General features: G+C 69.2%; 9 protein-coding genes. 5 read left to right on the top strand and 4 right to left on the bottom strand.

Features of this window, described 5'->3' with window-relative positions:
- Positions 1 to 49: 49 nt before the first annotated feature.
- The gene (locus ACIQFZ_RS23065; RefSeq protein ID WP_402692024.1) at positions 50 to 1,666 is read right to left on the bottom strand and encodes a metallophosphoesterase; all 1,617 of its coding nucleotides are present in this window, start codon (positions 1,664 to 1,666) and stop codon (positions 50 to 52) included.
- A gap of 321 nt (positions 1,667 to 1,987) precedes the next feature.
- On the opposite strand from ACIQFZ_RS23065, the gene ACIQFZ_RS23070 reads away from it, so the two are divergent.
- On the top strand, positions 1,988 to 2,344 hold the full coding sequence (locus ACIQFZ_RS23070) for a hypothetical protein (protein ID WP_402692025.1): 357 nt from the start codon (positions 1,988 to 1,990) through the stop codon (positions 2,342 to 2,344).
- Positions 2,345 to 2,547: 203 nt separating this feature from the next.
- Complete coding sequence (locus tag ACIQFZ_RS23075; protein WP_402692026.1) at positions 2,548 to 3,156, top strand: hypothetical protein; 609 nt, start codon at positions 2,548 to 2,550, stop codon at positions 3,154 to 3,156.
- A 49-nt stretch (positions 3,157 to 3,205) separates the two neighbouring features.
- On the opposite strand, the gene ACIQFZ_RS23080 is transcribed toward ACIQFZ_RS23075, so the two are convergent.
- Together ACIQFZ_RS23080 and ACIQFZ_RS23085 are read right to left on the bottom strand one after the other, a co-directional pair.
- Positions 3,206 to 3,754, bottom strand: a complete 549-nt coding sequence (locus ACIQFZ_RS23080) for a 2'-5' RNA ligase family protein (protein WP_402692027.1) — start codon at positions 3,752 to 3,754, stop codon at positions 3,206 to 3,208.
- A gap of 122 nt (positions 3,755 to 3,876) precedes the next feature.
- The gene (locus tag ACIQFZ_RS23085) at positions 3,877 to 4,866 is read right to left on the bottom strand and encodes a helix-turn-helix domain-containing protein (protein ID WP_365419411.1); all 990 of its coding nucleotides are present in this window, start codon (positions 4,864 to 4,866) and stop codon (positions 3,877 to 3,879) included.
- A gap of 210 nt (positions 4,867 to 5,076) precedes the next feature.
- Here ACIQFZ_RS23085 and ACIQFZ_RS23090 point away from each other — a divergent pair, with 210 nt between their 5' ends.
- On the top strand, positions 5,077 to 8,829 hold the full coding sequence (locus tag ACIQFZ_RS23090) for a S8 family serine peptidase (protein WP_383058275.1): 3,753 nt from the start codon (positions 5,077 to 5,079) through the stop codon (positions 8,827 to 8,829).
- Positions 8,830 to 9,062: 233 nt separating this feature from the next.
- Here the strand turns inward: ACIQFZ_RS23090 and ACIQFZ_RS23095 are convergent, their stop codons facing one another.
- The gene (locus ACIQFZ_RS23095) at positions 9,063 to 9,554 is read right to left on the bottom strand and encodes an inorganic diphosphatase (RefSeq protein ID WP_365776007.1); all 492 of its coding nucleotides are present in this window, start codon (positions 9,552 to 9,554) and stop codon (positions 9,063 to 9,065) included.
- Positions 9,555 to 9,971: 417 nt separating this feature from the next.
- Here ACIQFZ_RS23095 and ACIQFZ_RS23100 point away from each other — a divergent pair, with 417 nt between their 5' ends.
- Positions 9,972 to 10,439, top strand: coding sequence for an EF-hand domain-containing protein (locus ACIQFZ_RS23100; RefSeq protein ID WP_402692028.1), 468 nt, complete (start codon positions 9,972 to 9,974; stop codon positions 10,437 to 10,439).
- A 594-nt stretch (positions 10,440 to 11,033) separates the two neighbouring features.
- Positions 11,034 to 13,949 carry an excinuclease ABC subunit UvrA gene (uvrA, locus tag ACIQFZ_RS23105; protein ID WP_383058276.1) on the top strand — a complete coding sequence of 972 codons (2,916 nt, stop codon included), beginning with the start codon at positions 11,034 to 11,036 and terminating at the stop codon, positions 13,947 to 13,949.
- Positions 13,950 to 14,535: the final 586 nt, after the last annotated feature.

A 14,535-nucleotide genomic window follows, 5' to 3' on the forward strand; every position in this document is an offset into this window, starting at 1 on the left:
GGACGGGGCGGGATCTCAGGGTGGGGGGTGGCCGCAGTCCCGGGCCCGCTTACTTGCCAAACGTGAGAGAGGCGGACGGTGAGGCGTTACCGTACGCGTCCACGGCCACGACCCGGGCCACATACTGGGCGCCGTCGACCGTGCCCGGCACCGGGATGTCGAGGGTGTTCGGGCGGGGCATGAAGTAGTAGTCCGAGAAGACCTTGGACGAGACGACCGACTTCCCCGTCGAGGCGTCGGTGATGTCGACGTTGTAGTGGTGCACCATCTGGTCGTCGGTGGCCTGGGCGATCCGCAGGACCGTGCCGCCCTTGTCGTCGTTCACCCGGGACAACGGCTGACGCGTGGTGAACGTCGGTGCCACGGTGTTGCGCGCGGCGTCGGTGTAGCGGAAGTTGTCCTTGATCTCCTGGTTCGTCGAACCGTTCAGACGCACGGTCCAGGTGGCGCCGCTGAGGGTGCCCGCGCTGGCGTACGGCGGCTGCCAGCTCGCCGACCACTTGCCGCCGGCGTAGATGTCGTGCTTGTCCGCGGCCATGTTCACTCGCGCGATCTCCGTACGGTCCTGGTAGACCTCGACGAAGAGTGCCTGCGCGGTCGGCGACTCGAAGCGGTTCGCCAGTCCGTCCTCGGTGACCATCTGGTAGCCGTGGTCCATCTCGATGTACGACATCGAACCGTCGTTGACCGAGGTGAAGTCGCGCTGGTGGATGGAACGGTCGTCGTTGATGTTCAGGTGCGAGTGGCCGGAGAAGTAGATGGCCTGCGGGAAGGCGCTCAGGTCCTCCGCGAGGCGGGGGTTGGCCGTCTGCTGTCCGTCCATGACCGTACCGGTGGTGGGCCGGTGCCCCTGGACCAGGACGGGCTTGCCGGTGTACGCCGGGTCGGCGGTGATCGCGGCGAGGCGCTCCTTCAGCCAGGTGCGCTGGACCGTGTTGGAGTTGTACGTCTCGGTGTTGACCGTGAGCACGTGCAGGCCGTTCACCTCGGCCTCGTAGTAGCCGCCGCCCGAGTCGGGGAACCACTCCTTGGGGTACCCGTCACGTATCGCGGCGAGGCTCGCGTCGTGATTGCCGTTGGAGATCAGCACCTTGGTGCCGGTCATGCCCTTGCGGGCGAGGTTGGCCTGGAAGATCTCGGAGACGATCTTGTGATCGGGGCCCTTGCCGTCGCCGTTGTCGTTGATCATGTCGCCGTTCAACAGGATCGCGTCCGGATCGGGGAAGACGGCCCCGATGGTGTCGAAGAAGCTCTCGTACTTCGCGTCGTTGCCGGCGTGGCCTCCGACATGCACATCGGACATCACGACGAACCGGGCGAGCGGCTTCTCATGAGACCTGATCAGATAGCCGTACGACACCGGAACGCTGCTCCGGTTGCCCTGGAAGGCGACCGCCGTGACGTTGCTGTCCTGCTTGATCTGCGGCGGGTTGTCGGGCGAGTAGACGCGGCTGTCACGGGTGGGCGTCGTGCCGTCCAGGGTGTAGCGGACCGTGGTGCCGCGCTCGACCTGGAACTTCAGCTCCACCGCGTGCTCGTACCGCCCGCCGGGGACGCTGACGCGAGGCGCGGCCGGGGTGGTGGAACTGGGCGAGTCGGCGTGCGCCACGGCCGGGGAGACAAGTGCGACGGAAGCCGCGGTGATCACGAGAGGGGTGAGTCTCACGGATTTTCCTGTTCTCTGGTTCGGAGTTACGGACGCGGCTACACCGCACGATTTGATAACGTATGGATAACCGGTCTGGTCCAGACGGTACGGTGATCGCGCCGGGCCATGGTGCGTTCCGATTGACATCCCGGTGAAATGATCATGAATGACCGCCCGGGCTCGTTCGGGCGGCTTCCCTTGACGCCCAGACAGATTGAGGACCGAACGGCGTCCCCCTGCGGCCGGCCCCGTCCTCGTCAAAGCCCGCGTGCCCTGCAGACGGCCTGTCAGGTCTGCCTCCAGAGTGCCGCCATGGGGAGCAGGCGCAGGGTCCGCCGCATGGTGGTGGGCAGCACAATGTACGGCTGGTGTTTCGGGCACCGGCACGATCGGGTGCGGGGCTACCCCGGGTGCAGCAGCACGGTGACGCTATGGCGTCCCGGAAGCCGGGCTCGTCTGCGTCTGGTGTTCCGGCCGGGACCCGACCGGATCATCGCCGACCACTACTTCGACGAGGGCACGGTGGTGCGTCTGCCGGACCGGGAGTATCTGAATCTCCACGCGCCCGGCAGCGTAAGGGCGCTGCTGGACGAGGCGCTGGCCCGCGAACTGTTTCCCGCGGCGGGGTCGGTGGAGGTGGACGGCTGGCCCCTGTTCGACGCTGTGACGCCGCAGGATCCGCCGGACAGACCCTAAGTGCTGCGAACTTGAGTTGCGGTAGGTGGTGACGCCGCCTGCCTTGTCACCGAGGCGGCCCCGGGCCGGCCGGAGATCCCCCTGGCCTCCAACGTGGCAGGCGAGCGGGAACTTCCCGGTTCCTTCGCGCGTTGCGGAGGACGACCTGATCGTTTGATGTGTGAGACGACGGCGGCGCCGTCGTCGGGAGAAGTGAGCAATCCATGGCCATGGTGGGCCTGTTCTGGATCGCCGAGGGCGACGTGTACATGGGCGCGAAGCCGTCCGGTCTGGCTCCCGGGGTGCGCCTGACCCCCGAGGGCGTGGTGGCCCTCGGGGACGGGCAGTCCGGGCTTCACCTGTGGGAGGACGTGAACGCCCTGACGGTGGCGGACGTCCCTGTGAAGTCCCTGATGCGGCAGGTCGGCGCGGTCAAGAACCTGGCTCTGGGAACGGTGAAGGAGCTGGCCCTGCCCATGAGCCACGGCCTGGTGGACGAGGCCCCGGCGATGATGACGGTGCGCGTGGAATCATCCGACGGCGACCACGAGTTGGCGACCTACGTCGCCGCGGCCGTCGGCTACCCGCAGACCGAGGTCGACCTCTCCCGCACCCTCCTGACCCGCCTCACGGAGGGCGCCGCGACGATGGCCACGACGCTGGCGGCGATGTCGGAATGGGGCCGTGCATGGGAAGGCGGTTCGCCTCGAGGGTCCGAGCGGGAGAGGCTGTTGCGGAGCTGGGTGGGCCAGAGCCTCCGGCCGTGCTCGGAACCAGATGAACGCTCAAGCCCAATCGGACCCGCTGTCGTCAAGCAGGGCGAAGCCCGCTGATCGGGTTCACGCTGGTCCAGTGCGCGCAGCGGCGCGGACCAGCCGAGCCTCAGCCTCTTCGTTCACGGAGTGAGAACGACGCCCGCTCTTGCCACTTCGCGCCGTCATGCACCATGAGGTCAACCGACGAGACCCTGGACGTGATGGGCAGTTTGCCGAGAAGGTCGGCTTCGATCTCATCCAGGACACCGTCGTCCTGGCCGTCGGCGATGGTCAGGTGGGGCACGACCTCGGTGAACTTGCCGCCATAGGGAGGGGCTTCGGGCCACCGGCGAGCGATCACCTCGGTGAGCCGCCGCAACGGGATGTCTGGCTCAGGAGCGAGATAGAGCACCCCCGGAAACCGTCCGCAAGCCTCAAACCGCACGTCTAAGGCGTGATGCCTGCCGAGGACGTCAGCGAGAGCCGACCAGACATGCGCATCTATTCGGCTCTCGTCGAGAAACGGGAAGAGCACCGTGACATGTGCTGGAACCCCTGCTCGAGCGGACGCATCGAACCGTTCACGCCATGCGCACACGGCCGGCTCCGCGTCCGGCACTCTGACGATGAGGCCCGTCTGGCCTGCCCGAAACCTACCGGTGCTGTCGTCTGCCATGACACGGCATGTTGCCACCTCAGAGGCCCACGGCAGGACTCAATTACACGTGATCAGAAGGCGGAGCGCGAGTCGTGGCCCGCGTCCAGCCGTAGCCGGGCGGCTTCGCAGGCGGCCACAGGTCAGAGTTGGGGCTCCCGGGCCACCCAGCCCCGCTCGTACGCGTGCCAGCCCAGTTGGAGCCGGGTCGACACTCCGGTCAGTTCCATCAGGCCCTTCACCCGCCGCTGCACGGTCCGCAGCCCCAGATCCAGTTGCTTCGCGACGCTCGCGTCCGTCAGCCCGGCCAGCAGCAGCGACAGGACCTCCAGGTCCATGGCGTCCGGTCCGTTGGACTCCACCTCCGGCCGACCGCCCCCGCCGAGCCGGATCGGCATCGCCTCCCGCCACACCGCCTCGAACAGACCCATCAGCGACTCCAGCAGTCCGGAGGCGTGGACGACGAGGGCCGCGGGCTCCGCGCCCCGGCCGGTCAGAGGCACCATCGCCAGGGCCCCGTCGGCGACGACCAGCTTGGTCGGTACCCGGTCGACGACCCGGCACTGCTCGTCACGGCTCAACGCCGCCGACAGCTCGATGATCCCGGACGGCAGTGAGAGCACCTCGCGCTCCACCACCACCCGGTACGACACCCCGCGCGTGGCGGCCCGCTCCTCGGCCTCGTTCTCCATACCGCTCACCGCGACCGGCTTCCCGGTGACCAGGGCGCACACCTCGCTCGTCGCCCCCAGCTGCAACTGGAAGAAGCGGTGCGCCACCGCGCTCGCGCCCGTCACCACCTCGACCAGGTCGTGCACGGCGGAATCGGTCGCCTCCGCCCGGTACTCCTCGGCGAGCATCGCCGCCGCCAGTTCCGCCTGCTCCAGTTCATGGCGCTGCTGCGTCAGCAGAGCCCCCAGCGCCACCGCGGGCAGCGCCGCCACCCAGCGGTCGACGCGGGACGAGGACTGGGCGGCCAGGCCGGTCTGTTCCAGCCGGCGCAGGGCCCGTTCGGTGTCCGGCTCGGGGAGCGCCAGCCGGTGGGCGAGGTCGGAGACCTCCGCGGCGCCCACCGCCACGAGGGCGCGGTACACCGACTCCTGTATCTCGTCGAGACCTATGGCTCCCAGCATCCCTCGCTCCCCTCCCGGAAGACCTGACTCCGCACGTCGTCGCCGTACTCGGGCTTCCGGTCGCGGCGAAAAGCGGCCACGGCGTAAACCCGCCGTGGCCATCATCCCTGTATCGCCCGTCGCTCTGCCAATGTGGCGCCACGGCGGCTCCGACAACTTCCGGAACGCCACCGTTAGTTCAGAGTTAACCGGTTTTACTTAGGGAGAACGATGCGTCCGATATCGCGCACGGCGCTGGGGGCGGCCACCGCCGCCGTCCTGGCCGTCACCGCGATCGCACCGTCCGCGGCCGCGCCGCAGGACGACCCGACCGCAAAGAGACCACTGACCGGCAGCACGACCGCTGCCAAGGCAGGCACACCGGTCACCGTCACCCTGGTCACCGGCGACAAGGTCCTGGTACGCACGGACGGTTCAGGGGCCGCGTCGGTCACCGCACTGCCCCGCGAGGACGGCTCCATGCCCCTCCTCCAGACCCGGCAGTCCGGCAAGGACCTCTACGTCTACCCCGACACCGCCGCTCGGGCGCTGGCCGCGGGCAAGGTCGACGAGGAACTCTTCAATGTCACGGGACTCATCCGGCAGGGCTACGACGACGCGCACACCACCGCGCTGCCGCTGATCGCCGTCTACGGCAACGCCGCGGGCCGCACCGCGCCCGCCACCCCGCGCGGCGCGAAGCGCGGCCCCGAGCTGGACGCCATCGACGGCATCGCGCTGAAGACGGACAAGGCGAAGGCCGCCGACTTCTGGGCGGACGTCACCAATACCCGTTCCCGCTCCGCCTCCGGTCTCAAGAAGATCTGGCTCGACCGCAAGGTCCAGGCCACCCTCGACCGGTCCACCAAGCAGATCGGCGCCGACCTCGCCTGGGCCGCCGGATACACGGGCAAGGGCACCAAGGTCGCCGTCCTCGACACCGGCGCCGACGCCGAACACCCGGACCTCAAGGGCCGGATCGCCGCCTCGGAGAACTTCACCGACTCCAGCAGCACCGACGACCGGCAGGGCCACGGCACCCACACCATCTCCACCGTCGGCGGCTCCGGTGCCGCGAGCGACGGCAAGAAGAAGGGTGTCGCCCCCGACGCCGAACTGCTCAACGGCAAGGTCCTCAACGACGGCGGCTACGGCGCCGAATCCTGGATCATCGCCGGAATGCAGTGGGCCGTCGACCAGAAGGCCGACGTCGTCTCCATGAGCCTCGGCAGCCCGGAGCCGACGGACTGCACCGACCCGATGAGCGTCGCCGCCGAGAAACTCGCCCAGAGCAAGGACACGTTGTTCGTCGTCGCGGCAGGCAACGCCGGCCCGACGCACAACACCGTCTCCTCGCCCGGCTGCGCCCCGAGTGTGCTGACCGTCGGCGCTGTCGACCGCGACGACTCCACCGCCTGGTTCTCCAGCCTCGGGCCCGTGCTCGGCGCACACACCCTCAAGCCGGAGATCGCCGCCCCCGGCGTCGGTATCTCCGCCGCGGCCGCGGGCGGCCGGGGCATCTACGCCTACCAGTCGATGTCCGGTACGTCGATGGCCACCCCGCACGTGGCAGGCGCCGCCGCCCTCGTGAAGCAGCGTCACCCGGACTGGACCGCCCAGCAGGTCAAGACCGCTCTGGTGTCGTCCGCGAAGAGCGACATCCCCGGCGATGTGCGCGAGACCGGCGCCGGCCGTCTCGACGTGAAGGCCGCCATCGACACGACGGTCGTCGGCGCCCCCGCCGTCCAGGCCGGCACTTTCTCTTGGCCGCAGAGCAACGGTGACCGCACCACCGTCGACCTCCCCTACACCAACTCCGGCGCCAGTCCGATGAAGTTGTCGCTGAAGGTCCAGGGCGTCACCGGCAACGACGGCTCCGAGGTCCGCTCCCCCGTCGCCGCGCTCGACGCGAACACCGTCACCGTCCCGGCCGGGGCCACCGTGAAGGTCCCGCTGCACATCGACCCTGCCGCGAACCTGAAGGCCGCCCAGTACGGCGACGTCACCGGACGCGTACTCGCCACCGGGCCCGACGGTGTGAAGGTCTCCACCCCGTTCTCCCTGTACGTCGAGCCGGAGACCGTCACCCTGCGCGTCAAGATGATCGACCGCGCCGGCAAGCCCGCCACGGGCTCCTCCTCGCTGGACGTCATCGGCACCGACACCTCCAGCGGTGAGCGCCGCTTCAACGACGGCACCGCCGAGCAGGTCTACCAGGTACGCCCCGGCGCGTACTTCGTCTCCGGCTTCGTCACCACGCCGGACGCCACGGGCAGCATGACCGAGTCCGTCGGCTACCTCGCCCGGCCCCAGGTCGACGTCGCCAAGGACACCACCCTGGTGCTCGACGCCCGCAAGGCGCACCGGCTCCAGGTCGAGACCGCGGACCGCGCCTCCGAGAGCCGCTCCACGACCCTGGCCTTCGGCCGTAGCTGGGACGGGACCTGGCTGCACTCCGGCTCCATCACCGGCAACCGGAGCATCCGGACCTACCTGGCGGACGTGCAGGGCAAGGCGCGCGACGGCGACTTCGAGTTCACCAGCTTCTGGCGCTCGTACGCCCCGCAGATCGAGCAGATGTCGGTCGTCGGCGGTGCCGAACTGCACCCGAGGGCGGCGAGCACCGGCTCCGTCAACCTGGACGGAACAGGCGAGGCCGCGCTGGTCGACGCCGGCACCGGCACCCCCGATGAGCTGAAGGCCGCGGGCGTCGCCGGGAAGATCGCGCTGGTCGAGGCCGGCAACGACGGCTACCTGTACAGCCTGGCGCGTGACGCGAAGGCCGCGGGCGCGAAGGCGATCATCGCCCACCGCCGCGCTGCGGGCCCCTGGCAGCCGTCGCTCGGCTTCGGTCAGGCGCCGGTGCCCTCGCTCGGCATCGAGGCGGACGAGGCCGCCGCGCTGAAGGCCGCCCTGGCCAACGGCCCGGTGACGCTGAGCTGGAAGGCCACCGCCGTCAGCCCGTTCGTCTACAACCTCGCCTTCCCCGAGACCGGCCCGGTCACCTCGGACCGCACCTACCAGGTCCGGGACAAGAAGCTCGGCACGGTCACCTCGACCTACGAGGCGATGGGCGCCGCGGCGGACTACGTCGACACGATGCTCATGGGCCGGCCGTACGGCGGGATGTTCTCCGCCGCCACCGACTCCGTCGCCGCCCCCGGCAAGCGCACCGAGTACTACTCGGCGGGCGACACCGCTTGGACCCGCTACCTCTCCTCCAGCTTCCCCTGGGGCGAGCTCATGGCCGACCAGGCGCGCACGTACACCGAAGGCTCGAAGCGGGCGGAGAACTGGTACCGGGGCATCCCGGCCCCGTCCGCCCCGCGCGACGCCGACGGCAAGCTCCAACTGGCCGCCGAACGGCAGGACAACCTGATCGGCGTAGCGCCCGCCTTCTGGGGCGATACCGAGCACATGGGCATCCAGGGCTCCTTCGGGGACCTCGGCGGCATGAAGCTCACCAGCGGCGGCAAGGTGATCGGCCAGACCGGGTGGCCGTCCGGGGTGTTCACCGTCCCGGCTGAGGACGCCGCGTACGAACTCTCCCTGGAGACCATGAAGTTCGGGTCGCCTGCCGCCGTGTGGAAGCGGTCCACCCACACCCAGACGGTCTGGAAGTTCCGCTCGCACCGGGACGAGAAGGCCTACTCCCAGGGCATTCCGCTGCTCTTCCCGAACTACGACCTGGACGCGGACGGGCTCAAGACCCTTCCGGCGAAGGACGGTCAGACGATCGGCCTGAGCGTCACCGGTCACGCGGGTTACACGCCCGGCGAGTTGGTCGCCGCCAAGGTCTCGTACTCGTACGACGGCGGTACGACCTGGACCGAGGGCACCACCTCGCAGAGCGATGGCCGCTGGACCGCGACCGTGAACCACGCGGGCGCGGCCGGCAAGCCGGTCACGCTGAAGACCGAACTGACGGACTCCAACGGCAACTCCGTCATCCAGACCGTGACCGACGCGTACGCCGTGCGCTGATCACGATCACATCCTGACCGGTCCGCCGGGCGGCTCTCCTGTGGGGGGTGAGCCGTCCGGCGGGCCATTTCCATGGCCGGGTCCATACGACCGCCCTGAGCCCACGCGGCGTGCTGCCCTGCGACGACTTGGACACCTCACCTGGGGCGGACTCGTCACCGGCCCACTGACGGGAACACCTCGCGGCACCTTCCGGGGCAGGGTGCTCTTCTCCAACATGCCGGAGCGGCAGTTCAGTCGATGCAGCCGGTCAGACGCTCGTAGGTGTGGTGGGCGTCCGACAGGAACTCCTCGGCGCCGGCTGCTCCCTCACAGCCGACGACCTGCCAGGCGTGGCCATGTCCCAGCCGTCGCAGCAGGGCCTCCAGAGCTGCGTCGTCGCAGTGCCAGGCCTGCAGTCCCGGCAGGTCCGTGATCTTCTCGAAGTGCGGGTCGCGGGCTGTCACGCAGACGACTTCGTCGACGGGCTGTCCGTCCACACTGGCGTGGAGCAGGGCGACCGGCCGGGCCCGTACGGTGCCCGGCAGTGCCGGTTCTTCCATCAGGACCAGTACATCGGCCGGTTCTCCGTTCGGGGCCAGGCTGTCGCTGACGAACCCCTCTCCGACCGGAAACCCGTCGAGCACGAGGTGGCCGCCCCACTGCCGGGGTTGCGGCTCGGGCTCGTGGTCCGGTGCGACGCGGGAGCCCACGGTCGCCTCCACCTGCACGGTGACCTCCATCATGGCGACCTCCAGTCCATGCGGATCAGGTACCGGGTAGAGGCCATCAGCGGCGCACATCCGCGATCGAAGGCGAGCCTCATCGCCTTCCACCATGGTGGATGCGGGCCTGGGTCCAGTCAAAGGGACTGTCCTTAGACCGTCTAAGGAAGCTTGAACCAGGGGTCACCCGCCGTGCTGACCGGAAAACCGTCCGCAAGCCCCGAACCGCCGAAGTGCGCCGTCCGCCGCAACTTGGGCCGCCGACGGGGAACCGGCCGACCGGCTCCGAGAAGCCCAGGACGACCGTGCCGGCACCCGGACCAGCGCCCGGAATGATCAACAAATCGGGTGGTCACCTGCGTGGTTCGGCGTTCCTCAGGGAGGCCCTGCCTCATGCTGAGGAGGCCGCGAGACAAGATCACGGAACGGGTTCGGTCCATGACCACGACGGCTATCTCGACTGGTCGGACTACCGAAAGCTCGCGGACCGCTACATCCAAGGCCTACCGGCTCGACAAGGACGACCGCCGGGCCAGGGCACTCCAGATCTTCTGGCTTGAGCAGCTGCGTCACGCGGGTGTGGAGGGGGACCGGCTCACAAAGGACCAATGCGTCACGGCCAACCGTCTCGCGGTCATCGACACCAGCCGGCTCAACGTGACCGAGGGCGGCGGCCATGCGATCTTCGACGTCAACGGCGACAACGAGATCAGCAAGGACGAGTTCGCCCGCTTCCTGAGGGACGTGTGGAAGAGCGATGCGCCCGACGCGATGGACAGCTTCGCCAAGCTGGACACCGACGGGGACGGCGCGATCTCGCGCTACGAATTCATCCGCGCGGTGCGTGAGCGTTTCCTCTCGAACGACCCGGACGCACCCGGCAGCATGTTCTTCGGGCACGTCTGACCCACCCGGCTTCCAGGTGTGAAGGGCACGGCACGAGGCTGAACGACCTCATCCTGCCCCCGCTCCCGGCGAGGTCCTGCCTCGAAGCCGTTCTCACGGAACTCGTGGTCGATCCGCCCCCGCCGCACCGATGGCTCCTGCCCTCCACCGGACCAGGCCGACCGCTGGCGATCCAGCACATGGCATCGGCGGTCCGGGCGCAGGGCCGTGCCGGCCATCTACTGGAAGTCTGCGAAGACCGCTCGTACCGTGAACAGGAGACGGACGGTGGAGAGGCCCACCGCCAATCGCGGCGCACGTCAGCGTCGACGGTCCCTGCCGACCGGTAGGGAGACGCGGAATGACCGCACCCACCACCCGAACCAGGGGCGCTTCGTCGCCCGCCGAGCTTCCAGACGGACCCGTCGTTGTGATCAACGGCCCGCACATCGTCTGCCGCTCCGACCTGCCTCAGCCAACCGCCAGGGGCGCCCCGGTCGCCCTGCTCGGGCTTCTGGCCGGCAGGCGCCGCACCGACGTCCGTGAGGTCCACGCCGTGCGCGGCGTCTCCCTGGTTACCCACGGGGGCGAGGCGATCGGCATGAGGAGGCGGAAATGCCCGACCGGCTGGTGGTGCACGGGGCGCGGGAGCACAACCTGCGCGACATCGACCTCGACCTGCCCCGCGACAGCCTGATCGTCTTCACCGGTCTGTCCGGCTCCGGCAAGTCCAGCCTGGCCTTCGACACGATCTTCGCGGAGGGGCAGCGGCGCTACGTCGAGTCCCTGTCCGCGTACGCACGCCAGTTCCTCGGCCAACTCGACCCGCCGGACGTGGACTTCATCGAAGGCCTGTCCCCGGCGGTGTCGATCGACCAGAAGACCACCACCCGCAACCCGCGCTCCACGGTGGGTACCATCACCGAGGTTTACGACCACCTGCGGTTGTTGTACGCCCGTGCGGGCGTCCCGCACTGCCCCGCCTGCGGCGCGCGCGTCGACCGGCAGACCCCGCAGCAGATCGTCGACCAGGTCCTCGCCCTGCCCGTTGGCACCCGCTTCCAGGTCCTCGCCCCTTTGGTGCGGGGCCGCAAGGGCGAGTACAACGAACTGTTCACCAGCCTGCGCGGCCAGGGCTTCTCGCGGGTGCGGGTCGATGGCGTGGTGCACCGGCTCACCGAGACGCCGACCCTGACGAAGCAGCGCCGGCACCGCGTCGAGTGCGTGGTCGACCGGCTGGCCGTCAAGCCGGATGTCGCACGCCGCCTCACCGATTCGGTGGCAACCGCCCTGCGGTTGGCCGAGGGACAGGTGATCGTCGAGTTCCTCGATGAGCCGGAGGTATCAGCGAGCCGGGAACGGATCTTCAGCGAGTATCTGGCCTGTCCGCACAACCATCCGCTGACGGTGACGGAGCTGGAGCCGCGGACGTTCTCGTTCAACTCGCCCTACGGGGCCTGCCCGCGCTGCACCGGCCTGGGCGTACGTACCGAGGTCGACCACGACCTGGTAGTGCCGGATGACATGCTGTCCCTGGCCGACGGAGCGATCGCGCCGTGGGCGGGCCGGCAGACCGAATACTTCCGACGGCTGCTGGAGTCCGTCGCCATCGCCTGCGACCTGCCGCTGGACACGCCATGGCGAAGGCTGTCGGCCGGCCAGCGCACGGTGGTGCTGTACGGCACGGACGAGCCGGTCCACATCAGCTACCACAACCGGTTCGGCCGGGAGCGCAGCTACTGGACGCGGTACGAAGGTGTGATCCCGTTCCTGGAGCGCCGCATCGCCGAGGCCGACTCGGACTCGGCCTACGGCCGCCAACGGTACGAGGGCTACCTGCGGGAGGTCCCCTGCCCCGTCTGCCAGGGTGCACGGCTCAAGCCGGAGATCCTCGCCGTCACGCTCGAACACCGCGAACTGGGCGAGCGGTCCATCGCCCAGGTGGCGGCCCTGTCCGTACGGGAATGCGCGGACTTCCTGGCCGGACTCGTGCTGGACCGTCGCCGGCGCCGGATCGTCGGCCGGGTCCTGAAGGAGCTTCAGGCGCGATTGGGCTTCCTGCTCTCCGTCGGTCTGGACTACCTGGCACTGGACCGGGCCGCGGCCACCCTGTCAGGCGGGGAGGCGCAGCGCACCCGGCTGGCCACACAGATCGGCTCCGGCCTGACCGGGATGCTGTACGTGCTGGACGAGCCGACCATCGGGCTCCATGCACGCGACCACCAGCGCCTGCTGGACACCCTGCTGAGACTGCGCGACCTGGACAACACGTTGATCGTCGTCGAGCACGACGAGGACACGATCCGGGCCGCCGACTGGATCGTCGACCTCGGCCCCGGTGCCGGCGAGCACGGCGGCCGCGTCGTCCACAGCGGCCCGCTCCCCCAACTCCTGGCGGACGAACGGTCACTGACCGGGGCCTACCTGTCCGGGCACAGGCAGATCCGCGTCCCCCCGGTACGCCGCCCGGTCTCGCCCGATCGGCAGTTGACAGTGGTCGGCGCCCGGGAGCACAACCTGTGCGGCATAGACGTCTCCTTCCCGCTCGGCTGCCTGATCGCGGTCACCGGTGTGTCCGGCTCCGGCAAGTCCACGCTCGTGAACGACATCCTCCACCCGGCCCTCGCCCGTCACCTGCACGGCAGCCGCACCGTACCGGGGCATCACCGCAGGCTGCTCGGCGCCGATCTGGTGGACGCCGTCGTCCACGTCGACCAGTCACCGATCGGCCGGACCCCACGCTCCAACCCAGCCACCTACACCGGTGTGTGGGACCCCATCCGCAAGCTGTTCGCCGCCACCACCGAGGCGAAGGTCCGCGGCTGGCAGGCCGGACGGTTCTCCTTCAACGTCAAGGGCGGCCGCTGCGAGGCGTGCGCGGGTGAGGGCACCCTCCGCATCGAGATGAACTTCCTGCCCGACGTGTACGTCCCCTGCGAGGTCTGTCACGGCACCCGCTACAACGGCGAAACCCTCGAGGTGCGCTACAAGGGCAGGAACGTCGCCGAAGTGCTGGACATGCCGATCGAGCAGGCCGCCGAGTTCTTCCACCCCAGCACCTCGATCCACCGGCACCTGCGCACCCTGGTCGACGTGGGCCTCGGCTACGTACGCCTCGGCCAGCCCGCTCCGACCCTGTCGGGCGGCGAGGCCCAGCGCGTCAAGCTCGCCGCCGAACTGCACAAGCGGTTCACCGGCCACACGCTGTACATCCTCGACGAACCGACCACCGGCCTGCATGTCCACGACATCGCCAAGCTCCTCGACGTGCTCGGCCACCTGGTCGACAAGGGCAACACGGCGATCGTCATCGAACACAACCTGGACGTGATCAAGACCGCGGACTGGGTCATCGACCTCGGTCCCGAAGGGGGCATGGCCGGCGGGCGGGTCGTCACCGAGGGCACCCCCGAACACGTGGTCACCGTGGGGCACAGCCACACCGGCCGCGCGCTGCGCCAAGTACTCCCGAATGAGCAGCCCGTACGGCAACCGACGGGCAGGACGCGATCGGCCACGGCCGGCATCTGACGGTAGGCGGTGTTCCGGCACACCATGAAGGAGAGGGACGCTGAGACTCGCCCTTGACCGCACGTCCCGTGCTGATGACCTCTGGGAACACCAACCGCCCTGCGGCCCGGCTGCGGAGGCATCTGGGGATGTACGTGTACACGATGCGCAAGTCCCGCATGGCCCATGGTGACAAGGTCATTCAAACGACGCCGCCCGTTCCCATCGTCACCGCCCAGCGAACGGGCCGTCCGGCAACGGTGCGGCCGAGGGCCGCTCCGAGCCCGGCAAGTACGAGGATGGCCATCACCACGACGATCCATGACCGCCTCAAAACGAGAGCACCTGCGGCGATGGGCAGGGCCGCTCCGGCGAAGCTCATGACGCAGGCCATGCCCATGCGGGAAAGGCAGGCCGTCGAGGGTCTCGGACACGCCCGCAGACGCACGCTCCTTCGCTCTACTCCACCCTCTGGTGAAGGAGGTGGTCGGCTGACGAGCCGGTGCGACGGGCAGGCTCCGGCTGCACCCGGTGGAGCGGTGGTTCGCCGAGCCGACGCAGAAGCAGCCCATGCGAGGCGTACACCGCTCCGTGACGCTGATTGTTC

It is taken from the genome of Streptomyces sp. NPDC093064 (assembly GCF_044754605.1).
In the GTDB taxonomy this organism is placed as follows: Bacteria; Actinomycetota; Actinomycetes; order Streptomycetales; family Streptomycetaceae; genus Streptomyces.

What these genes read in the sequence shown, in the direction of transcription:
- ACIQFZ_RS23085 (WP_365419411.1), bottom strand. Translation starts at nt 4,866, where the DNA reads ATGCTGGGAGCCATAGGTCTCGACGAGATACAGGAGTCGGTGTACCGC.
- uvrA (WP_383058276.1), top strand. Translation starts at nt 11,034, where the DNA reads ATGCCCGACCGGCTGGTGGTGCACGGGGCGCGGGAGCACAACCTGCGC.
- ACIQFZ_RS23090 (WP_383058275.1), top strand. Translation starts at nt 5,077, where the DNA reads ATGCGTCCGATATCGCGCACGGCGCTGGGGGCGGCCACCGCCGCCGTC.
- ACIQFZ_RS23095 (WP_365776007.1), bottom strand. Translation starts at nt 9,554, where the DNA reads ATGATGGAGGTCACCGTGCAGGTGGAGGCGACCGTGGGCTCCCGCGTC.
- ACIQFZ_RS23070 (WP_402692025.1), top strand. Translation starts at nt 1,988, where the DNA reads ATGGTGGTGGGCAGCACAATGTACGGCTGGTGTTTCGGGCACCGGCAC.
- ACIQFZ_RS23080 (WP_402692027.1), bottom strand. Translation starts at nt 3,754, where the DNA reads ATGGCAGACGACAGCACCGGTAGGTTTCGGGCAGGCCAGACGGGCCTC.
- ACIQFZ_RS23100 (WP_402692028.1), top strand. Translation starts at nt 9,972, where the DNA reads ATGACCACGACGGCTATCTCGACTGGTCGGACTACCGAAAGCTCGCGG.
- ACIQFZ_RS23075 (WP_402692026.1), top strand. Translation starts at nt 2,548, where the DNA reads ATGGCCATGGTGGGCCTGTTCTGGATCGCCGAGGGCGACGTGTACATG.